The sequence below is a fragment of the Caballeronia sp. A2-2 genome (genome assembly GCF_057612605.2).
Window position 1 is genome coordinate 14,365 of sequence record NZ_CM173618.1, and the last position, 21,537, is coordinate 35,901.

A 21,537-nucleotide genomic window follows, 5' to 3' on the forward strand; every position below is an offset into this window, starting at 1 on the left:
CTGGCGGATGCCGCGAGGTTTCGTCACGTCGCATAACCTCCGGGCATGGCGCTCCACGCGGCCAATGCAAGCGGCAAGGCTGCGATTAGCAGCCCGGCCCACGCACGGCGCGCGCTTCGAACCGCGAAGACCCAGATCACCGCGCACGCATACACGATGAAGCTCGATAGCTGGCCGGTCAATATGGCTTGCGGGCGCGCCATGGGAAGGCCAAGCGCGGCGACGCTGGACAGTGCAGCGAGACCGTAACCGCCAAGAATGGCTGCGACGATGCGCGAGATCAGAGACGCGGCCTTCATTGGCCGTGGCTCCGTCGGAGTGTGCTGAGTGGGTCTTTCATGAACGAGCCTTTGCAAGCGAAATGCAAAGGTTGCAGTGCAGCGAAATTAAAGAAGATGACGTCCAAATGATAATTATTATTATCCACGAAAATTCTATCGCTTGCCAAGGCGCTTAGCCAAACGTTTGCGCTCAGACCTTTAAGTCAACGCCATTTATTTAACCCTCCTTCCTAATCCCTCGCAAAGGAGGGTACTCGCGCCCTGCTACGTTTAGCAAAATAAAGACTTAAACCAATTCCAAGAAAAGCAAAATGAACCGCAAGAAAGACCAGCTAGCGGATGCTCAACGCCTCGCCCTGACGGACGCCGAACTGGCTCATCTTCGCCTCGTTATCGAGTCGTCCTTGCGGGACGCTCATTCGGCGCTGCCGCCTGCTTACTGGCGGCGACGCCTGAACGATCTGCTCGATCAGGCTACGTTGCTCAAGCATCAGAAAGAGCAGATTGTCGAATTACTGAGCCGGCTCGGGCCTTCCGAAAGCGGTCAGGAAAGCTGATCTTCTCCATTCACACAGTGCCATGCGCGGTTGCCAACTCGACCGCGCGCGCTTTGGCACGAAGCAGATCACCTTCGGGATCATCCGTCAGCAGCGTGGGCTGAAAACGCACTTCGTCGATCTCATCAATTCCCGCTTGATTTAGCCACGCCCTCAAATAAGTCGATTGATGATCGATGCCGAATTGCGGCGACGGAAAATGCGCCGCATACGCACCGGATGTCAGCACGAGCGTGGCGTGTTTGTTCTCTAGCATGCCGCTATAGCCCGCTTCAGGCGTCAAGCCGAACATCAACCCCGGCTGATGAATCAGGTCGATGTACTGCTTGAGCTTGTAGGGCACGCCGCCATTCCACATCGGCGCGGCGATGACATAACGATCGGCGGACTTGAAACGCTCGGCCATCGAGACAATTTGTTCCCACTCGGTCTGCTGCACACGGTCGTTCGTCTGTCCCGTGACGAAATTCATTTTCGCCGCGACTTTGTTGCCGTCGAAATCCGGCAAGGCTTCCTGCCATAGATCGAGTGTGTCCACTTCGAGTTGCGGATTCGCTTGCTTAAGTGCCTCGAGATAGGTCTTTGCAAGCAAGCTCGATTTCGATTCGGTTCCTCTCGGCGATGAGAGGACTAAAAGCAGTTTGGTCATCGGTGTGCTCCACGCGGAAACCTTGGATTAGGGCAAAGAGCATCGAGCCACGCAACCGAATCTCTTGTCGAAAGATAACGTTTTCTAGGTGCATATCCGCACGCGCGCCAAATTAAACAAAAGCGCTAAGGCATCAAAGACAGGAAAACCCCTAGACCGCCACCCTGAAAACAATTTGACAGATAAACGTTTGCTTCCTAAATTAGTTAAACGTTTTCCTTAGCAGCATGGCTTTAGCCGTTCATTCAAAAACATAGAAGGAGACACAATGCGCTCATCAAGAAAATCCACCCTGGCCTTCGCGTTAAGCACGCTTCCCGCCTTGCTAATCAGCGCATGCGGCAGCAGTGACGACGCGCCCGCTCCACCCGCCGCCACCGCAGCGGCAAGCTCATTGCAATCGATGGTCTACGGCGCGGCCGACACCAGCGTGCCGTCCAACGCGGGCATTCAGATCACGATGATGGGTCAGATGAGAGCGTTGTTCGACCTTATCCTGAAGTCGCCGGATTTCACTCAAGTCGTGATGGACCTGGGCGACGGCAGCCCCGTCCACGTGCTCGATACGAATACCGGCGACAAGTTTCTGCCCGGCAAGCTGGCGCTCGGGCTCTCGTACATTCTCATCGACATGAAGGCCAAAGGCGATCCGAAATACGCCAGCTATCTCGCGGCATACCAAAAGATCACGACCGCGATGATGCAGTCCAACGGCGCGGATTATGTCTACGCGAATACGTCATGGGGCGAGTACTACTATCTCGTGGCGCTCAACAACCTGAGCGCGCGCGGCATGCTCAACGAAGTATTCAGCGATTCAATGCTCGCCACGCTGCAAAAGCGCCTCACGTTCTGCGACATGTTCGGGCCGGATGCCAGCGGCAAGACGGATACGTGTCCCGCGAACGGCACGGCTATCGATGTAGCGTCGCTGAACACCGCGCAAAACTACTATGCGGTGTCTTACGGCATTGCAGGACTCAGGCAAAAGCTCGGGTGGAGCAATCCCACATTCGTCTCCGCAAGCGATCCTTCCATCGCGACACAGGGCGCGCGCGATGCGCTCTTGCAAACACTCACCACGCATATCCGCAATGACTCGTCAGGCGGCTTCTCCGACGAAGCATCCAACAGCCACACGACGTATTACGATCAGGCTCGCTTCGACCGCTACAGCACGCTGTTGATCGGCGAAGTCGTCGAACGTACCTTCGAGATGGGCAACGAAGCCAATCTCACGCCGGAATTAAAGGGCTATTTGCGCAAGTCCGTCGATCTCATTCTTCCGCAACTCAATGCAGACGGACAAGGCTTCAACTATGGGCGCTCCATCGGCCCTTACGGCGATACCGCGTTCATGGAGGTGCTCACGGCCGCCGCAAACGCCGGCGTGTTGACCGACAAGGAAATGCAGGTGGCTTATGCGTTCATCGAGAAAGCCGCGTATCGCTTCAACACGTACTGGTATGACCCGAGTCTGCCTACGCCTTCCGTGAATATGTGGGTGAAAGGCCGCGGCACCGATACCTATCGCGGCAAGCCGCGCGTCATGGGCGAGAACTTCAGCCTGCTGCATCAATATTTCTATGTGAACAACTGGTGGAACAAACTCGGCTACGGCGGCAAGGCGCCGATGTCCGATACCGATTACAACGCATGGCTCTACGCATTGCCGCATTACACGCTCACCTGGTACAACCAGCCGGGCGATAGCGCGCATCCGTATAGCGCCGCGCTCATCACCGTGCGCGATGGCCGCCGTGTGATCAATTTGAATCTCAGCCAAGCGCCAGACTACAACTCGTACACGCCTTACTATCCGGTTCCGTTCTCGGACAAACTGATTTATGGCACCACTGACTTAGGCTATGCGCTGTTGATTCCTCAAGTCAGCTATAAGGGCAAGACCTATATACCCGTGACGTATTACAAGAACCTGAGCGTGCAGCAGAATAATGGTCAGGTAACCGTATCATTCGACACGGCGAAGTTCCGGCAGGCCACGAAGAACGCGCTGTACACCGCCGATCTCGATCTTCAGGCGCATACGGTGCTGACCTTTGCGAACGGCACCATTAGCCGCACCGATACGCTGAGTTCGGCCACGCTCACTGGCAACGTCACGGTCGAAACCGACTTCACTTCTTTCGCCGATTATCAGAGCACGACAGCCAGCGGCAACACCGTGAACTATTCGAACAGCGCGGCGACGAGCTACGCATCGACTGGTTTCGATGCTTGCGCGCTGTCGAACTTCGATACGGCAAACGGCACGACCAATCCGTTATCAACGACACCGATCGGTCAGTTGCATTCGAACTTCGCCTGCACGACGCAGCCGTTCACGCTGGCCGCAGGTACAAGCCGCGCATTCGGCTGGACGCTTTCCTACGCGCCGTCGAAATAAGCGAACGCATGCCGGGTGCGTCTTGGTATCCTTCACTATCGATTCGAACCATGGAGGAAACGCCATGCTGCAAATACGCCCCGGCTGCGAATGCTGCGACAAGGACTTGCCGCCCGACTCAACGGATGCTCTGATCTGCTCGTTCGAATGCACGTTTTGCAGGGATTGCGCGGAGAACGTACTAAAGGGCGTTTGTCCGAATTGCGGTGGCGCGTTCTCACCGCGTCCCATTCGTCCAGCGAACAAGCTGGCGAAGTTTCCGGCATCGACGGAACGGGTTTATAACGCGGATTGCGCGTGAAGACCTCTTCCATCACTCGGCGCGCTCGCCGAAGCCAACGACCATCTCACGAAAGCGCCCGGCAGCGGGGCTTTGCGCATCGGGCTTCGTGACGAGATGAAGCGGCGCGCGAAAGGCATCGTCGCCAGCGACGCGGCAATAGCGCACGCTTTCCTGCTTGTAACGCTGCATCGACGCGGGCACGAGTGTCACGCCACCGCCCGCCGCGACGAGATTGATGGCGGTCACCATGCGCGGCACTTCATCGACCACGCGCGGCGAGAAACCCCGCGCCTCGCATGCGCGTATGAAATCCGCATACATGCCGGGCGCGCCGGGACGTCGCACGAAGATGAAGGCTTCGTTTGCGAGTGAATTCAGCGGCACCGCGCGCCGCGTTGTGAGCGCGTGTCCGAGCGGCAATACCAACAACATGCGCTCCTGCGCGAGCAATTCGAAGCGCAGGTCCGCAGGCGTATCGATAGGCTTGCGAAGGATTGCCACATCGATCCGCCCTTGCGACATCATCTCGATGATCTCCGCCGCGTTGATCTCGCACAGTTCGATGGAGATATCCGGATACGTCTCACGAAAGCGCCGGATGGCCGCAGGCGCGAGCGGATGAAACGCCGCCGAACTGGTCAGCGCCACACGCACCCGCCCGACTTGCCCGAGCGCCACGCGCCTTGCGTGCATCACGCCTTGTTCCAGCATGCGCAGCGTCGCGCGCGCATGTTCCGCGAACGCTTCACCGGGCGCGGTGAGTTCCACGCCGCGCGGCTGCCGCAGAAACAGCGCAAAGCCCAATTCCTGCTCCAACTCCTGAATCTGCTGCGAGAGCGGCGGCTGTTGCATGTGCAGCCGCGCCGCCGCGCGCGTGAACTGCCGCTCATCGGCGACAGTGAGAAAGTAGCGAAGGTGACGCAATTCCATGCTCGAACCTCCTTCGGTATATCTACTGAATATGGCAGCACTATCCGATATGTATTTTACATTTGGCGATGCCCTTTCTAAGCTGGGCATACACGATTAAAAATGTAAGGAGACACATGCAATCGGTGCTCGATTCCGGCGCGTCGTTCGCGCCCGTGAAGCCGCTGACGAATGCGCAGGTGCGTCGTGCCGTGCTTGCATCGGTGATTGGCAACGGGCTGGAATGGTTCGACTTCCTGATTTATGGATATTTCGCCAAAACGATTGCTCAGGTGTTCTTCCCCGTCGGCAACGGCTTCCTGTCGATCACGCTGACGCTTGCGACCTTCGCTATCGGGTTTATCGTGAGGCCGTTGGGCGGCATTGCGATTGGTGCGTGGGCCGACCGTCACGGACGGCGCAAGACGCTTTCGCTGCTCATTCTTTTGATGGCCGCAAGCACGCTGTTGATGGGCCTCACGCCGGGTCATGCGAGCATCGGCATGGCGGCACCTGTGCTGGTGTTGCTTGCACGTGTGCTCCAAGGTCTATCCGTAGGCGGCGAGTTCGCCACGGCTGCGGCCATGCTGACCGAATACGCGCCGCCGGGCCGCAAGATGTTCTTCGGCAGCTTTCAGATGACATCGCAGGCGGTCGCGCTGCTGCTCTCGTCCGCTTGCGGCTATCTGCTGACGACGCATCTTTCCGGCGACGCTTTGAAGTCATGGGGATGGCGCGTGCCCTTCCTGCTCGGCGCACTCGTCGGACCGGTGGGCTTCTACATTCGGCACAAGGTGTCGGAATCACCGGAGTTCGTGCAGTTACGCGAACGTCTGGGCCACGCGCCGCGTCAATCGTTGCGCACGTTCCTGCGTGAACGCGGCGATGCAGCGCTCTGCGCGATGGGCGTCATCATCGTCGGAACAGCGACGAATTACCTTTGGCATTCGTACATGCCGCTGTATGTCGAACGCCAGCTTCATCTGCCGCTGGCGAATGCGTTGCTCGGCACGGCGGCGTCGGGGCTGGTGAGCATCGTCGGCTATCCGCTGGCGGGCAGGCTTGCTGACCGCTTCGGCGCGTATCGGCTGTTCTTTCCCATCACGCTCGTCTGGATCTGCGCCGCGTGGCCGCTGTTCGAATGGGTGCTCGCCGCGCCCACGCCGTCACGCGTGTTCGCCGCGCAGATGATCGCCACGGTCGTGCTCAGTTTGATGTCGGGCGCGCATCCCGGCATGCTCACGCAACTCTTTCCCGCCGCGACGCGCTCGCTCGGCGTGGCGCTGTCGTACAACATCGCGGTGACGCTGTTTGGCGGGCTTGCGCCATTGACGGTATCTACACTTATCGGTTTTAGCGGCTCGCGACTGGTGCCCGCGTGGTATCTGATTTTCGCGGGCATCGTGTCGTTGCTGCTGGTGGGGTTGAGTGCTTCGGGAAGGCGGCTTTTTCGTGAGCCGCATGCTTGGCCTACGGATCGTGCATCGACATGAGCACGCATGCGAACGAAAGGCCGGTGCAGGCGGTCGGTGCGGGGCGTCTCTACATACAGGATGCAAGCGTGCCGGTGTATTTCAGCGATGCACACGATAGCGCCATCATCGAACGCGTCGTGATCGTGCTGCATGGCCGTCTGCGCGATGCGGATGCTTATTTGCGCACCGCAGAACGCGCGCTACACGCATCGTCGGTATCTAACGATAAAACGCTCTTGGTCGTGCCGCAGTTTCTCGCCAGCGCCGATGTCGAACATCACGCGCTCACGCCGGACGTATTGCACTGGGAATGGACCGCATGGATGGGCGGACTGGACGCACGCGGCCCACGCGCACTGAGTTCGTTCGACGTGCTCGATGCGCTTATCGAACGCTATGCATCGGATCGCGCGCGCTATCCGGCGTTGCGTGAAATCGTGATCGCGGGGCATTCGGGCGGGGCGCAGGTCGCGCATCGTTATGCAATCGTCGGTCGCGCGCAAACGCATGATGTCGCGCTGCGTTATGTGATCGCGAATCCATCGTCGTATGTGTATTTCGATGCAGCGAGACCGTACAGCATCGCCACGCAATGCGATGACGCGAACCACTGGAAATACGGCCTGGAACACTTGCCGCGCTATGCGCGCGGCCGCACCGATGACCTCGAAGCGCGTTACGTGCAACGCGACGTAACCTATCTACTCGGCCAACTCGATTGCGATCCGACGCACCCCGCGCTGGACCGCTCGTGCGCCGCGAACGTACAAGGACCGAACCGCCTCGCAAGAGGAAGGGCTTACTACGCCTCACTACGCGCGAGGCATCCAGACTTGAAGCATCGCCTGATCGAAGTGCCCGACGCAGGCCACAGCGGCGAAGCGATGTTCGTATCAACCGCAGGCGTGCGCGCACTGTTCGGCGATGCCGCGCGCCTGCTGACATCAATCGCGGCCTCGGCGGGCGGCGCGAGCGAATAGCGGCATCCAACCCGCATACAAAGCTATTTCAGGAGACGATCATGACCAGCATCACGTTGGGGCGCACGCTCGCCTCGGGCGCGCTATGCGCCGTGCTTACGACGCTCGCGGCATGCGGCGGTGGTTCGGGCGCGGGCGATGGCATCGCGTCATCGACCAACGCGGCGGCGGCGCATTCTGTCGCCCAACAATGCAGCGCATTGAGCAGCGTGTCGATTCCCGCATCGGCGATTCGCGAGCCGACCAACGGCGCGACGATCACGAGCGCCACGCTCGTCGAAACCAGCGGCGAATACTGCCGCGTGAACGGGGCGATCAAACCGGTCGATCCCACCGCGCCCGTCATCAATTTTCAGGTGAACTTGCCGACGCAATGGAACCACAAGGCGCTGCATTACGGCGGCGGCGGTTTCGATGGCACGTTGATTACCGGCGTCGATCCGCTGGACATGGCGCCCACCGGCACGCCCACGCCGCTCGCCAATGGCTATGCAACGTTCGGCGACGACTCGGGGCATCAGAGCAAGAGCATTACCGATGGCTCGTTCGCCGCGAACGATGAAGCGCTCGCCAATTACGGCGGCCTGAGCCTCAAGAAAACGCATGACGTGGCGATGCTTTTGATCAAGCAACGCTATGCAAGCGCGCCCGCGAAAACGTATTTCTTCGGCAGTTCCACCGGTGGCCGTGACGGCCTTTCGGAGATTCAACGATGGCCTGCGGATTACGATGGCATCGTCGTGAACCGGCCTGCGCTCAACTACACCGGCCTGCGTCTGAGCAACGTGATGCTGGGCCGCGCGCTCTATCTGCGCAACGGCGCAGGCTGGCTCGATGTCGCGAAAACCGAGCTATTGCAGGATGCCGTGATGAAAGCCTGCGACACGCTCGACGGCGTCGCCGATGGCATCATCTCGAACGTGCCTGCATGCAAGCTGCGCTCGCTGTTCGTGCTCGCCTCCGTGCGATGCGCAGGCGGCAAGGACACCGGCGACTCGTGTCTGTCGGATGCGCAGATCGCCACGGTTGCGACCATCGCTTCGCCCTTGTGGCTGCCCTATCCGCTTGCCAACGGCGTGCGGCGTTATGCGGGCTACAACATCCTCGCCGGTTCCGTGTTCGCGGGACCGTACACGACGCGCGATCTCGGCCAGTCGAAAACACCGTCGAACCCCGCGAACAAGAACGACGCGAACCAATGGGTGACGGGCGATCAATGGGTGAAGTATTTCGTCACGCGCGTGCCGACCATCGATTCATTGACGTTCGATCCGCTGCACCCCGGTCAATACCGTTCACGCGTGCAAGCCGTCTCCGCCTTGACCGATGCCACGAACCCCGACATCAGCGCGTTTCAGGCGCACGGCGGCAAGATCATCATGACGCATGGGCTCGCGGATGAAATCGTCAGCACGGATTCGAGCACGGACTATTACGGGCAACTGATCGAACGCTTCGGTCCGAGCAAGGTGGATGGTTTCGTGCGCTTCTATCTGATGCCGGGCGTCGGACACGGCACGGGGCCGTTCCATCCCGCCATCGATTCACTCAGCGCGCTCGATGCATGGGTCCAAAGCGGCACCGCGCCCGAAACGCTCACCATGAGCGATCTGAACACGGCGACGCTCGGACGCTCGCGGCCACTGTGCCGTTATCCGCTATGGCCGCGCTACACGGGCGGCGACGTGAACAGCGCCGCGAGCTTCACCTGCACGCGGTTCTGAAGTCATCCTCATCAAACTTCGATGCAGAGATACTTGATGACCACGTAATCGTCGATGCCGTAATGCGACCCTTCGCGGCCGAGGCCCGATTGCTTCACGCCGCCGAAGGGCGCGACTTCGTTCGACAACAGCCCGGTATTGATGCCGACCATGCCGTATTCCAGCGCTTCGGCCACACGCCATACGCGGCCGATATCGCGGCTATAGAAGTACGCGGCAAGCCCGAACTCCGTATCGTTCGCGAGTTTGACTGCTTCGTCATCCGAAGAAAACTTGAAGATCGGCGCGAGCGGTCCGAAGGTTTCTTCCTTCGCCACTTTCATTGCGGGCGTCACGCCGGTCAGCACGGTCGGCTCGAAGAACCCATGACCGAGCGCATGACGCTTGCCGCCCGTCGAAAGCATCGCGCCCTTCGACAACGCATCCTCGATATGCGATTCGACCTTCTTCACCGCCGCTTCGTTGATAAGCGGCCCGAGCGCCACGTCCTTATCGATACCGCGTCCGACCTTGAGCGTGCCGACCGCATCCGCGAGCTTGCGCGCGAATTCGTCGTACACGCGCTCATGCACGTAGAAGCGGTTGGTACACACGCACGTCTGCCCGCTGTTGCGATACTTCGATGCAATCGCGCCCTGCACGGCGGCATCGATATCGGCATCTTCGAAGACGAGGAACGGCGCATTGCCGCCGAGTTCGAGCGTGACTTTCTTGACCGTCGGCGCGCTCTGCGCCATGAGCAAGCGGCCCACCGCCGTCGATCCCGTGAACGACAATTTGCGCACGATGGGATTGCCCGTCATCTCCGCGCCGATGGCTTTCGGATCGCCGGTCAGCACGGACAACACGCCCTTCGGGATGCCCGCGCGTTCCGCGAGCACGGCCAGCGCAAACGCGGAAAACGGCGTGGCTTCCGCCGGTTTCACGACGATGGGACACCCCGCCGCGAGCGCCGGTCCGACCTTGCGCGTAATCATCGCCGCCGGGAAATTCCATGGCGTGATGGCGGCGCACACGCCGATCGGTTCCTTCGTCACGACAATGCGCTTATCCGCCGCCGGCGTGGCCAACGTATCGCCCGCCACGCGCTTGCCTTCCTCCGCGAACCATTCGATGAAGGACGCGGCATACGTGATCTCGCCCTTCGCTTCGGCAAGCGGCTTGCCTTGTTCGGTAGTCAGAATCAACGCGAGATCGTCGGCGTTTTCGATCATCAGATCGAACCAGCGACGCATGAGGACCGCGCGTTCCTTTGCGGTTTTCTTGCGCCACGCGGGCCACGCGGCGTTGGCGGCAACGATCGCGCGGCGCGTTTCGTCGGTGCCCATCAGCGGCACGGTGCCAAGCGTTTCGCCGTTCGACGGATCGCGTACTTCGAAGGTCGCGCCGTTATCGGCTTGCCGCCATTCGCCATCGATATAGGCATCGTGACGCAGCAGCGCGGGATCTTTCAGTTGGTCTTTGAGGCTCATGATTCGATCGGATATCGTTAGGCAGTCTGGTCCTGCGTCGCGTAGCGCGAGGCATCGCCACCGAATGCTTCGTCCTGCTGTTCGAGCCGTGCGAGTTCGACACCCGCCGCTTCACGCAGCGGAATGATCGAGACGACCGAGATCACGGCCAGAAATGAAATATAACCCACCAACGGCCAGTAGCTCCCGGCCCACGCGATCAACATCGCGGCGATCACGGGCGTCGGGCCGCTCCACGAAACGGTCGCCAATTGATACGCCAGCGACACGCCGCTATAACGCACGCCCGACGCATATTGCTCTGCAAAAAGACTCGGCTGCGCGGCCTGCACCGAGCCTTCGCCAATCGCCATCGCCATGCTCATGGCCAGCACGATCAACGCGTAATTGCCCGTGTTGAGCATCATGAAATAAGGGTAGATGAAAAGGCCGAGGAAGATCATTCCGCCCATGAAGACCTTCTTGCGCCCGATACGGTCCGACAGCGCGCCGAAGGTAGGATGCGCGACGAGCGTGCATGCGGCGGCGATCATCAATGCGCGCAGGGCATCGCTGCGAGGAAGGTGAAGGTTCTGCGTCAGATAGACGAGCGAATAAACGGCCACCACGTAGAAGCCCGCGCATTGCACGGCTTGCGATGCGACCAGCAGAAACGTCGTGCGCTTATGGTGCTTCAGCAGCGTGGCGATAGGCACCGCAGGCGTTTCATGCTTGCGCCGCATGCGCTCGATGCTCGGCGACTCCGCCAGCCGCCGCCGGATCACGATGCCCACGACGACGAGTATTCCCGACAGCAGAAACGGCACGCGCCAGCCCCACGCGGCGAACTGTTCGGGCGTGGTGAGGGCGGTGGTCGCGGCCATCGCGCCGGTCGAGAGAATGAGCGCGCCGGGAATGCCCATTTGCGGCCAGCTTCCGTAGAAACCGCGCTTTTTGGCGGGCGCGTGCTCGATCACCATCAATGTCGCGCCGCCCCATTCGCCGCCGACCGCGAAGCCTTGCACGAAGCGCAGCACGGTCAGCAACACGGGCGCGGCCACGCCGACGCTGGCATACGTCGGCAACAGGCCGATCAGAAACGTGACGCCGCCCATCATCGTGAGACTGAGCACGAGCATGGCCTTTCTGCCGATGCGGTCGCCGAAATGCCCGAACACCGCGCCGCCAACAGGCCGTGCGATGAAGCCCACCGCGAAGCTCGCCAGCGACGCGATGGTGCCCGCGACCGGATCGAAGGTCGGGAAAAACAGCTTGCTGAACACCAGCGCCGCTGCCGATGCGAAGATGAAGAAGTCATACCATTCGAGCGTCGTGCCGATGGTGCTCGCAAGCGCCACACGCCGGATATCGGCGATTTCTGCCATGTCTTTGTCTCCTGTGCTTCGATGTTTTGTGTAGCGCTTTGCTTGGTTCAGCCGGCCTTGCGCAATTCGCCGTTCACGCCCGCGAAAGCCTGATCGCGCCAGTCGCCCGCATCGGGACGTTGCAGGCCGAGGTTTTCGCGCAGCGTCGCGCCTTCGTATTCCTTGCGGAAGATGCCGCGCTTTTGCAACTCGGGCACCACGAGGCGCACGAAGTCCTCATAACCGCCGGGCACATGCGTCGGCGAAATAACGAAACCATCGCAACCGCCTTCGACGAACCATTGCTCCATCTGATCGGCAACCGTCTTCGGCGTGCCTGCAAACACGGGATATTCATTCAGACGCGCACGGTTCGAGAACTCCACGAAATCACGCACGGAAGGATTCTGCTTGCCCGACAGCATCACCACGCGATCGCGGAAACCCGTCCAGCCGGAGATGGCTTTCATTTCGGCATCGGTGAAAGGCGCGTCGTAATCGCGCTTCGAGAAGTCCGTGTTGAGCACTTCGCACAGCAACGTAAGCGAGTCGATCGGCTTAGCGAGCGAATCGATATACGCGCGCTGCTGCTGCGCGATCTCATCCGATTCGGCGACGACCGTGTACACCGCCGTCGAAACTTTCACGCTCTGCGGATCGCGTCCCGCCGTGGCCACGGCCTGCTTTAGTTCGGCGTACTGCTTTTTTCCCGCCGCGAGATTCGGATACACCACGAAAATCAATTCGCCCCAGCGCGATGCAAACGCGCGCCCGCGCCCGCTCTGCCCCGCCTGAATCAACACCGGATGCCCTTGCTGCGAACGCGGCACCGTCAGCGGCCCGCGCGAGCTGAAGTAATCGCCCTTGTGATCGAGCCGATGCACCTTCGACGCATCCGCGAAACGCCCGCTCTCCTTGTCCATGATGAGCGCGCCTTCTTCCCACGAATCCCAGTGACCCATGACGGTTTCAAGGAATTCATCGGCACGGTCGTAACGCAGATCGTGCTCCAGATGCATCTCGCGGCCAAAGTTTGCCGCTTCCGAATCGTTCAGCGACGTGACCACGTTCCAGGCCACGCGGCCCTTCGTCATGAGGTCGAGCGTCGCGAAGTGGCGCGCGATGTGATACGGCTCGTAGTAGGTCGTCGAGTACGTCGCGCCGAGGCCGAGATGCGTGGTCGCCATCGCCATCGCGGTGAGAATGGGGCTCGGGTCCATCTTGACCGCGCGCACGCCGTGTTCGACCGTTTGCGCGTGATCGTCGCCGTAAATGTCGGGCATGGCGAGGCGGTCATCGAAGAAGGCGAGGTGGAACTTGCCCTCTTCCAGCGTGCGCGCGATGCGCTGGTAGTACTCGGGCGTGAGGAAATCCTGCATCGCCCCGCTGTGCCGCCACGAACCGGGATAGGTCGAGCAGTTCTGGGCTTGCAGGAAGCCGATGAGCGTCATCTGACGCGATTGGGAATGTGCCATGTCGATTGCCTCCTCGTGAGCGTGTCGTGCGCCGCCATCTCGTTCTCCGATGACGGCGCGTGCCGGTCCAACCGGGATGCAACCGATTATCGCGACGGCCCCGCAACGACACTATTTGCTTTATGAGATAGACTCATAGCCATTCCTGATAAGAGACACGGAGACATTCGACATGCCGCCCGACAAGCCGGACGAGCACGCCGGCGCCTCGAATGGCGCGGCGCCCGTCACCTTGCGCTTCGATCTGGTGGAGCTGGAAACCTTTCTCGCCGTGGTCGAACTCGGCAGTTTCAGCGCCGCCGCGAAACGGCTGCATATCTCGCAGCCGTCCGTCACCAGCCGCGTGCAGCGCCTCGAATCCACGCTCAAGACGCGGCTGCTCGTGCGCACCACGCGTCACGTCGAACCCACGCCCGCGGGCAAGCGTTTGCGCGAACGCGCCGAAGCCGCGCTGCGCGATCTGCGTCTGCTGCTCCAGGACTTTCAGGTCGATGCCGATGCCGCGCGTCTGCGCGTGGTGGTCGCCTCCACGCCGATGATTTCCGCCGTCATGCTGCCGCCGCTGATCCATTCGTTTTGTCAGCGCTATCCCGACGTACAGGTGCAATTGCGCGATGTGCAATACGAGGAAGTCGTCACGAAGATCGAGGCCAACGAGGCCGATCTCGCCGTGGTCGCCTTCGACAACGATTCGAGCAAGCTGAGATTCGAGGCCTTATCGGAAGAAGACATGCTCGTGGTCGTGCCGAAAACGCATGCGCTGGCCGAAGCCGGCGAAGTCACGCTGGAACAACTCGCGCAGATTCCGTTGATGCTGCTCGAACGCTATTCGATCCTGCGCGACACGCTCGCCGATGCCTTCACCGCGCACGGTCTGACGCTGCGGCCGATGCACCAGGCAGCAAATTTAAGCACGCTGCTCGGGATGGTGGATGCGGGTCTCGGCGCGACCTTCCTGCCCCGCTCGATGGCGCAACGCTACGCACGCGATCACCGCGCCACCTTGCGCGTGGTCGATGTAAAACTTCTGCGCAGCTTCGGCATTCTGCGTTCGCGCGAAGCCGAGCTGAGCGCGGCGGCATTGAGTTTCGTGCGCCATTTGCAGGCGAATTTCGGCGCGGTCATGGCGAACGACGCGATGCTGCCATGAAGCGCCTATGCCTATCAATGCGTCGATCTATCCGTTTCGTTGATGAATCCATCGCGACATCGAAATTGTTCTGTGAGGTACGGAACCATAAACTGGTTTCATGCCACTACTAAGCAGATCAGGAGAACACTTTCATGACGCTCAAAGACCCGCAAGTTTTCCGCGACGCCCTCAGTGCTTTTCCGAGCGGCGTCACCATCGTCTCGACCACGGATGCGCAGGGACGCCACTGGGGTTTCACGGCGAGTTCGTTTTCATCGGTATCGATGAAACCGCCGCTCGTGCTCGTGTGCATTGCGAACTCGGCGGATTCGCATGCGGCGTTCATCGGCGCGCGGCGCTATACGATCAATATTCTTTCGCAAGAGCAGAAAGATATCGCGATGCACTTCGCGCGCAAGGGCGTGGACAAGTTCGGTCCGCATGAATTCCGTTACGGCGTGGGCGGCGACGATCCGCATCCGCCGGTATTGTCGGGATCGATGGCATCGCTCGTGTGCGTGGCGCGCGACGTGCACGAGGCGGGCGATCATACGGTGCTGATCGGCGAAATCGAATCCGTCGAATTGGGCGATGCCGCGCCGCTCGTCTATTACAACCGGGGTTTCCGCAATCTCGAAGCCGAAACCGCCGAATCACTTACCTGAGCTTACGCATGAACGCATTCAGCTTCACGACTGTTCCTTCGCTCATCGTCGAATATGGTGCTGCGCGGCGGCTGGGCGCTCTGCTGCGTGAGCGTTTTCGCGCGACGCGGCTGGTGCTCGTTACTGATCGCTTCTTGAATCAGAGCGGGTTGATTGCGCCCGCGTTGGATGATCTTGCGGCGCATGGCTGGCAGGTTACCGTGATCGATGATGTCGTCGCCGATCCGCCCGATCACGTTGTTCTGGATGCCGCTGCGCGTGCGCGGGAAAGTGGCGCTGAAGTGGTGCTTGGGTTGGGCGGTGGGTCGTCCATGGATGTCGCCAAACTCATTGCGGTGCTGTGTGCGTCGGATCAGCCGCTTTCGGCCATGTATGGCGTGGGGAATGTCATCGGGCCGCGCTTGCCGCTCGTGCTCATGCCGACTACGGCGGGGACGGGGTCTGAGGTGACGGCTATTTCCATCGTGACTACGGGCGAGACCACGAAGAGTGGCGTGGTGTCGCCGGTGCTTTATCCGGATATCGCCCTGCTCGATGCGGAACTCACGATCGGGTTGCCCGCGCAGGCGACCGCCGCTACCGGCATCGATGCGATGGTGCATGCGATCGAAGCCTATACGTCAGTGCGATTGAAAAATCCTTTGTCGGATATGTTGGCTAAGGAAGCGTTGAGGCTGCTTTATGCGAATCTTTTGACGGCTTGCCGGGATGGGCGTGATCGCGCGGCGCGCGAGGCGATGTTGCTCGGGGCGACGCTTGCGGGGCAGGCTTTTTCTAATGCGCCGGTGGCAGCGGTGCATGCGCTCGCTTACCCGCTGGGTGGGCATTTTCATGTGCCGCATGGGCTGTCGAATGCGCTGGTTTTGATGCATGTGCTTCGGTTTAATGCTTCGCATGCGGAGGGGTTGTATGCGGAGCTTTGTGACGTTATTGGGTGTGATGTTGGTTCTTCTGCTTCTGCTTCTGCGGCTGCTAAGAGCGAGGCGTTTGTTGCGGCTATGGAGGCGTTGGTCGTTGAGACTGGGATTCCGCGGACGCTGCGGGAAGTGGGGGTTCAGGAGAAGGACCTTTCCATGCTCGCCGTGGATGCTATGAAGCAGCAACGGTTGCTTATCAATAATCCTCGGGAGATGACTCAAGACTTTGCGCTTGAGATTTATCGTCGGGCGTTTTGAGGCTTTTTTCGTGGAAGGGGCTGCTGTTGTTTGGGTCTTTATTGCAGTAGCCGCCTCCCCGGCGGGGGGGTAACTTTCTTTGCTGCTGCAAAGAAAGTCACCAAAGAAAGCAGCTTTTTACACCATGCACGATGGCTGGAGAGTGTTGGTCTGGATTAACGATACAGTGGCCGCGTTAGGATGTCCCTTGGTTGGTTAAGCGTGTGGGCAACCTAGCGATTGCGCGCTCGAATCCTTTTGCCTTAGTGGACCGCATTCATTCTTTCGGCCATGCGCTGCGCGCGCCGAGAACGTAAGAACGGAATCCCGCAGCGGGCGCGTGCCCAGCCACCCCACGCCGCATCGCTGTATTGCTATTCGGCCCTACCTTGGTGAGTGCTCCGACGAAAAGGCAAGCGCCAACGCAATACCATTTGCCAATGCAAGTTTGAGCTTTTTGCGCGCGTGGCAAACACGCCTTTTTATGAAAGCACTAACCAAGGTAGGGCCGAATAGCAATCTTGCGGAGAAGTGTGAGGCGGCTGGGCGCGGATACGCTGCGGGATTCCGTTCTTACGTTCTCGGCGCGCGCAGCGCATGGCCGAATGAATGAACGCGGGCCACTAAGACTTAAATATTCGAGCGCGAAATCGCTAGGTTGCCTTAAGCGGCTCGTTATGCGTGGAACGCCCTATTGCGGCCACTGTATCGGTTAATCCAGACCAACCCTCTCCAGCCATCGTGCATGGGGTAAAAAGCTGCTTTCTTTGGTGACTTTCTTTGCAGCAGCAAAGAAAGTTACCCCCCCGCCGGGGAGGCGGCTACTGAATAAACAACACAAACAACAGCAGCCCTTTGCATGACTCACTTAGCGCCTCATCCAAACGTCTCCAACGAAAACGCAGCCCGAATAATCCCCCCTGGCGCGAGCACGCCTCCACCCTTCGCTGCATCATCAACATCAAGATTAATCCAATCAGCAACATTACTAACCGGCTCCACGCATAACAGCGAATCGAATTCAGGCGCAGTCGGCGCATAGATCACCATGAAATCGAACGGCGCATCCGCCTTCAAAATCACAGAGCGACGCTCATCCTCCCACGCAATCGTCGCCTCACGGTTCCACCCAATGAAGTGATTATCCAAATCGAACGCACCCGCACGCATGCCATGCGCCGAAACAAGCGCATCGACAGCAGGATCAGGCCCAAGATGCGTAGGCAAGGGATCAGGCGTGCCATGCCACATGGCATCGACGTGTGCATGAACCGTCGTACCCGCCGTGCGCGGAAAATACGGATGATGACCGATACCAAACGGCATAGGCCGCGCGGAGAGATTACGCAGCGTCATAGCGACATGCAACGCACGTTCGTCGAGCACGATATCCTGCGTCGCCTCATACGCAAACGGCCAGTGATGCGCGGCATCGCGCGAAGGCTCATGCTCGAAATGCAGCGATGCGCTCGCCTCCGTCAACGCGCCCACGCGCCACGGCCTGCGCCACGCATTGCCATGCAGCGCATGCGGAAACAGATTGCCGTCATCGGACAGATCGACGTGTTCATCGCCGAAAGTAAAGCGCGCATCCCGAATGCGATTGCAATACGGCAGCAGCGGAAAACTCCCCATGCCGAGCGGATTTTGCGCCGCGAGCATCTCCGGCGTCGCCGGACGCAACCAGTGCAGCGGCCCCGACTCACGCGCCTCATAAAACGCGGCAATCGCCCCGCCGACATGCGGCGCAAGCAACACACGCCGCGCGCCATGCCGAAGCTCGACGAGCGGCTCGCCGGAATGCGCCTGCAACGACGCCTGAAAAGAGGAAGAACGATCGGCGCTCAATATGCGAATTGCCTGTAACTTTCATCGAAGGTGCGCGCGGTCGTCTCGACCACGGGATTGAAGCGCAGAAGACGCCTCGCGCGCGCGGGAAGCCCTGCGAGCACGGCGCGCGGCACTTCGATCCGCACTTCAGGGCGGAAATACCACGCGCGGCTGTAGCCGATCACGACCATCGGACGCGGCTCATCGGTGAGATTCGGCGTGCCGCGATGCAGCCCGCGCACATCGCGAATCATCACATCGCCCATTTGCATCGGCACGCGTTCGGCGGGAAAGCGACCCGCTTCAAGACCTGCCAGCGCTTCATCGCGCGAAAGAAGATGCGTGCCGCGCGTGGTTTCGAGCGGTCCGTTCGAATCGTCCACATCGACGAGCGGAAAATTCACCGCAAGCTGAAAGGACGGCGTTTCCGGTGCGTCATCGAAAAGCGGCGGCGTGTCGCGATGCCAGTCCTGAAACTGCGAGCCGAGCACCGGCGTATCGGTTGCCAACTGACACATGACAGGATCGGCGCCGGCCACGCGTTCGACGATACCGGCGATGGTTTCATCGCAGAAAATGGCCGGGTCCGCGAACAGGCCTTCGAACGGCAAGGTCACGTAATAGCGCCCCGGCCCGCGATTGCCGTTCGCCGAGGTCTCCACATGCGGCGCGAACAACGGAATGAACGCCTCACGCCACGCCTCGATGGTCTGCCGTGCGAAATGCCCGCGCAGCATGACGAAGCCATCGCGCGCGAACGCCTGCGCGAATGAATCCAGCGTGCTGTCGTCGTATCGGCCCATCGCGTTGTCTCCATGCGGGATGGGTTCAAGCATGGCATGCGTGTAATCTGCTCGTCAATATTATTAGTAATCGTCCGTGAAAACCCCGAGCCGATTTGGCTGCCGGGAGGCTGGTTCATCACTAATATTAGTGGTAAGTTTGCGGCAGTCCACTTGCACGATCATGAAGAAAACCACTCAACGCCGCCCGACGATGACCGACATCGCGAAGCTCACCGGAGTTTCGCAGTCCACGGTTTCGCTCGTGCTCAACAATGCCAGCGGCGCGAAATTTTCGGACGCGACGCGCGACAAGGTGCTGCGCGCGGCGCAGGAACTCGGCTACCGCATGACGCAGCGCGAGCCGAACGCGCTCACGCCGGTCGAAGCACAAGGCGAACGCAATCTGATCGTGTATCTCGCCGATGAAATCTCGACGAGTCCGCATCCGGTCGTGAGCATCGACGGCGCGCGCGATGCCGCGTTCGCGAACAACCGCATGCTCGCGGTGTATTCGACGCACGGCAACGCGGAGATCGAAGCGCGCGTGCTCGATGCAGCGCTCGGTAATCCGAACGTTCTCGGCGTGATCTACGCGACGGTGTACACCCGCCGCGTGAACGTGCCCGATGCGCTCGCCCGCGTGCCGACGGTGCTGCTCAACTGCTATGCGAACGAGGCGAACGTGTCGTCGGTGGTGCCAGCGGAAGTCGCGGGCGGACATACGGCAACAGACCATTTGCTGGCGGCGGGACATAGACGAATCGGCTATATCAACGGCGAGCCGTGGCAGGACGCGGCGCGCGACCGGCTCAAGGGTTATCGCACGGCGCTGGCAACCGCGGACATTCCGTTCGCGCCGGAACTCGTGCGCGAAGGCGACTGGGGACCGGCCACCGGCTTCGAGGAAACGCTCTCACTCATGCGCGAGGCGAATCCGCCGACCGCCATTTTTTGCGCCAACGATCTGATGGCGCTCGGAGCCATCGAAGCGATCAAGCAACTCGGCCTGCGCGTGCCGGAAGACGTCTCCGTGATCGGTTACGACGATCAGGAAATCGCGCGGCATACGCATCCGCCGTTGTCGACCATCGTGCTGCCGAATTACGAGTTGGGACGCTGGGCCGTCGAGACGCTTTTGCAGGAAGAACACAACCGCGCAGCCGGTGCGCCGGTGCGTCGTCGCACGGTGAAACTGGACGGGCCGCTGATCGAACGCGGCTCCGTGAAGGCGCTCACCGAAGTCACGCAACTGGCCACTAATAATATTAACGAATGACGGTAATAAACCGCCATCGACATGGAGCAGGCGCTTTAAAGCAGCACACACTCTCGCAGCAGCAGACCGGGCAACAACAAGCATCGGCATCACTACAAAGAGCGAATCATCCCTAATCGGAGGAAGACATGCTGTCGCTAAAGAAGAACTCGCGCCCGGGCCTGCGCCCGCTGGTCGCTGCAATGACCGCCCTCACCCTTGCCGCATCGATGAGCGCCGCGCATGCGGCCGACGACGCGCTGCCGAAGATCGCCAACAAGAAGCCGCTGAAGGTCGGCTTCGCGCAGACCGAGAGCAACAATCCGTGGCGGCTCGCGGAAACCAAGAGCTTCAAGGATGTCGCCGCCAAGTGCGGCTGGCAGGTCGTGATGACCGATGCCAACAGTTCCGCCGCCAAGCAGGTCGCGGACATTCAAAGCATGATCGCGCAGCACGTCGATCTGCTGGTGTTCCCGCCGCGTGAGGAGAAGCCGCTCGTGCCGGTCATCATGCAGGCAAAGAAGGCCGGAATTCCGGTGATTCTCGTGGACCGCAACGTCGATCAGTCGATGGCGAAGGCGGGCAAGGACTACATCACGTTCATCGGTTCGGACTTCATCGATCAGGGGCAGCGCGCGGCCGACTGGCTCGTGAAGGCGACGGGCGGCAAGGCGACCATCATCGAACTGGAAGGCTCGACGGGTGCGTCCGCCGCGAACGACCGCAAGAAAGGTTTCGACGATGTGATCGCGAAGAATCCGGGCATGAAGATCGTCGCCTCGCAAAGCGGCGACTTCGCGCGCGACAAGGGCCGTCAGGTCATGGAAACGCTGTTGCAGGCGCATCCCGACGTGACCGCCGTGTACGCGCACAACGACGAAATGGCGCTCGGCGCGATTGCCGCGATCAAGGCTGCGGGCAAGACGCCGGGCAAGGACATCCAGATCGTCACCATCGACGGCACCAAGGGCGGATTGGACGCCATCAAGGCCGGCGAACTCGGCGCGAGCGTGCAGTCAAGCCCCTTCTTCGGGCCGCTCGCGTGCGACGTCGCGCAAAAGTACGCCAAGGGCGAAACCATCCCGCCGTGGGTCAAGGTCTCGGACCGCTTCTACGACAAGAGCAACGTCGACGAAAGCATGAAATACGGGTACTGAGCGA

Annotated in this window: 19 protein-coding genes; 11 read left to right on the forward strand and 8 right to left on the reverse strand. The window is 60.4% G+C overall.

Annotated elements, in window-relative coordinates:
* Nucleotides 1-23: 23 nt before the first annotated feature.
* A complete protein-coding gene (locus tag ACZCWR_RS23715) occupies nt 24-299 on the reverse strand; it encodes a DUF3649 domain-containing protein (protein ID WP_487305495.1) in 276 nt (91 codons plus the stop codon).
* A gap of 293 nt (nt 300-592) precedes the next feature.
* Between ACZCWR_RS23715 and ACZCWR_RS23720 the strand changes: the two genes are divergently transcribed.
* Nucleotides 593-838, forward strand: a complete 246-nt coding sequence (locus ACZCWR_RS23720; protein ID WP_487305496.1) for a hypothetical protein — start codon at nt 593-595, stop codon at nt 836-838.
* Between the two features lie 10 nt (nt 839-848).
* Here the strand turns inward: ACZCWR_RS23720 and ACZCWR_RS23725 are convergent, their stop codons facing one another.
* Nucleotides 849-1,487 carry an FMN-dependent NADH-azoreductase gene (locus ACZCWR_RS23725; protein WP_487305497.1) on the reverse strand — a complete coding sequence of 213 codons (639 nt, stop codon included), beginning with the start codon at nt 1,485-1,487 and terminating at the stop codon, nt 849-851.
* Nucleotides 1,488-1,755: 268 nt separating this feature from the next.
* Between ACZCWR_RS23725 and ACZCWR_RS23730 the strand changes: the two genes are divergently transcribed.
* Complete coding sequence (locus ACZCWR_RS23730) at nt 1,756-3,894, forward strand: hypothetical protein (protein WP_487305498.1); 2,139 nt, start codon at nt 1,756-1,758, stop codon at nt 3,892-3,894.
* Nucleotides 3,895-3,958: 64 nt separating this feature from the next.
* Nucleotides 3,959-4,195, forward strand: coding sequence for a DUF1272 domain-containing protein (locus ACZCWR_RS23735; protein WP_487305499.1), 237 nt, complete (start codon nt 3,959-3,961; stop codon nt 4,193-4,195).
* A gap of 12 nt (nt 4,196-4,207) precedes the next feature.
* On the opposite strand, the gene ACZCWR_RS23740 is transcribed toward ACZCWR_RS23735, so the two are convergent.
* Nucleotides 4,208-5,107: a LysR family transcriptional regulator gene (locus ACZCWR_RS23740; protein WP_487305500.1), complete on the reverse strand. Its 900-nt coding sequence runs from the start codon at nt 5,105-5,107 to the stop codon at nt 4,208-4,210.
* A 116-nt stretch (nt 5,108-5,223) separates the two neighbouring features.
* Here ACZCWR_RS23740 and ACZCWR_RS23745 point away from each other — a divergent pair, with 116 nt between their 5' ends.
* The 3 genes from ACZCWR_RS23745 to ACZCWR_RS23755 are packed head-to-tail and all read left to right on the forward strand — an operon-like array spanning nt 5,224 to nt 9,265.
* On the forward strand, nt 5,224-6,579 hold the full coding sequence (locus tag ACZCWR_RS23745; protein WP_487305501.1) for an MFS transporter: 1,356 nt from the start codon (nt 5,224-5,226) through the stop codon (nt 6,577-6,579).
* Complete coding sequence (locus tag ACZCWR_RS23750; RefSeq protein ID WP_487305502.1) at nt 6,576-7,541, forward strand: hypothetical protein; 966 nt, start codon at nt 6,576-6,578, stop codon at nt 7,539-7,541. Before ACZCWR_RS23745 ends, ACZCWR_RS23750 begins: the two co-directional genes overlap by 4 nt.
* Nucleotides 7,542-7,582: 41 nt before the next feature.
* Nucleotides 7,583-9,265, forward strand: a complete 1,683-nt coding sequence (locus tag ACZCWR_RS23755; RefSeq protein ID WP_487305503.1) for a tannase/feruloyl esterase family alpha/beta hydrolase — start codon at nt 7,583-7,585, stop codon at nt 9,263-9,265.
* Between the two features lie 11 nt (nt 9,266-9,276).
* Here the strand turns inward: ACZCWR_RS23755 and ACZCWR_RS23760 are convergent, their stop codons facing one another.
* Genes ACZCWR_RS23760 through ACZCWR_RS23770 form a run of 3 tightly spaced genes read right to left on the reverse strand, consistent with a single transcriptional unit; the run spans nt 9,277 to nt 13,555 of the window.
* Complete coding sequence (locus tag ACZCWR_RS23760; RefSeq protein ID WP_487305504.1) at nt 9,277-10,737, reverse strand: NAD-dependent succinate-semialdehyde dehydrogenase; 1,461 nt, start codon at nt 10,735-10,737, stop codon at nt 9,277-9,279.
* 17 nt (nt 10,738-10,754) lie between these two features.
* The gene (locus tag ACZCWR_RS23765; RefSeq protein ID WP_487305505.1) at nt 10,755-12,101 is read right to left on the reverse strand and encodes an MFS transporter; all 1,347 of its coding nucleotides are present in this window, start codon (nt 12,099-12,101) and stop codon (nt 10,755-10,757) included.
* Between the two features lie 47 nt (nt 12,102-12,148).
* On the reverse strand, nt 12,149-13,555 hold the full coding sequence (locus ACZCWR_RS23770) for an LLM class flavin-dependent oxidoreductase (protein ID WP_487305506.1): 1,407 nt from the start codon (nt 13,553-13,555) through the stop codon (nt 12,149-12,151).
* Between the two features lie 172 nt (nt 13,556-13,727).
* On the opposite strand from ACZCWR_RS23770, the gene ACZCWR_RS23775 reads away from it, so the two are divergent.
* The 3 genes from ACZCWR_RS23775 to ACZCWR_RS23785 all read left to right on the forward strand — a co-directional run bounded on the left by ACZCWR_RS23775 (nt 13,728) and on the right by ACZCWR_RS23785 (nt 16,527).
* Nucleotides 13,728-14,705 carry a LysR family transcriptional regulator gene (locus tag ACZCWR_RS23775; protein ID WP_487305507.1) on the forward strand — a complete coding sequence of 326 codons (978 nt, stop codon included), beginning with the start codon at nt 13,728-13,730 and terminating at the stop codon, nt 14,703-14,705.
* A gap of 134 nt (nt 14,706-14,839) precedes the next feature.
* Entirely contained in the window at nt 14,840-15,352 is a 513-nt protein-coding gene (locus ACZCWR_RS23780; protein ID WP_487305508.1) for a flavin reductase family protein, read from the forward strand.
* An 8-nt stretch (nt 15,353-15,360) separates the two neighbouring features.
* On the forward strand, nt 15,361-16,527 hold the full coding sequence (locus tag ACZCWR_RS23785; protein ID WP_487305509.1) for an iron-containing alcohol dehydrogenase: 1,167 nt from the start codon (nt 15,361-15,363) through the stop codon (nt 16,525-16,527).
* Nucleotides 16,528-17,382: 855 nt separating this feature from the next.
* On the opposite strand, the gene ACZCWR_RS23790 is transcribed toward ACZCWR_RS23785, so the two are convergent.
* The gene (locus ACZCWR_RS23790; RefSeq protein WP_487305510.1) at nt 17,383-18,354 is read right to left on the reverse strand and encodes an aldose 1-epimerase; all 972 of its coding nucleotides are present in this window, start codon (nt 18,352-18,354) and stop codon (nt 17,383-17,385) included.
* Complete coding sequence (locus ACZCWR_RS23795) at nt 18,351-19,139, reverse strand: phytanoyl-CoA dioxygenase family protein (RefSeq protein ID WP_487306125.1); 789 nt, start codon at nt 19,137-19,139, stop codon at nt 18,351-18,353. Before ACZCWR_RS23795 ends, ACZCWR_RS23790 begins: the two co-directional genes overlap by 4 nt.
* A 163-nt stretch (nt 19,140-19,302) precedes the next feature.
* On the opposite strand from ACZCWR_RS23795, the gene ACZCWR_RS23800 reads away from it, so the two are divergent.
* Nucleotides 19,303-20,397 (forward strand): LacI family DNA-binding transcriptional regulator, encoded by a 1,095-nt coding sequence (locus tag ACZCWR_RS23800; protein ID WP_487305511.1) that lies wholly within the window; start codon nt 19,303-19,305, stop codon nt 20,395-20,397.
* Between the two features lie 128 nt (nt 20,398-20,525).
* Nucleotides 20,526-21,533, forward strand: a complete 1,008-nt coding sequence (locus ACZCWR_RS23805) for an ABC transporter substrate-binding protein (protein ID WP_487305512.1) — start codon at nt 20,526-20,528, stop codon at nt 21,531-21,533.
* Nucleotides 21,534-21,537: the final 4 nt, after the last annotated feature.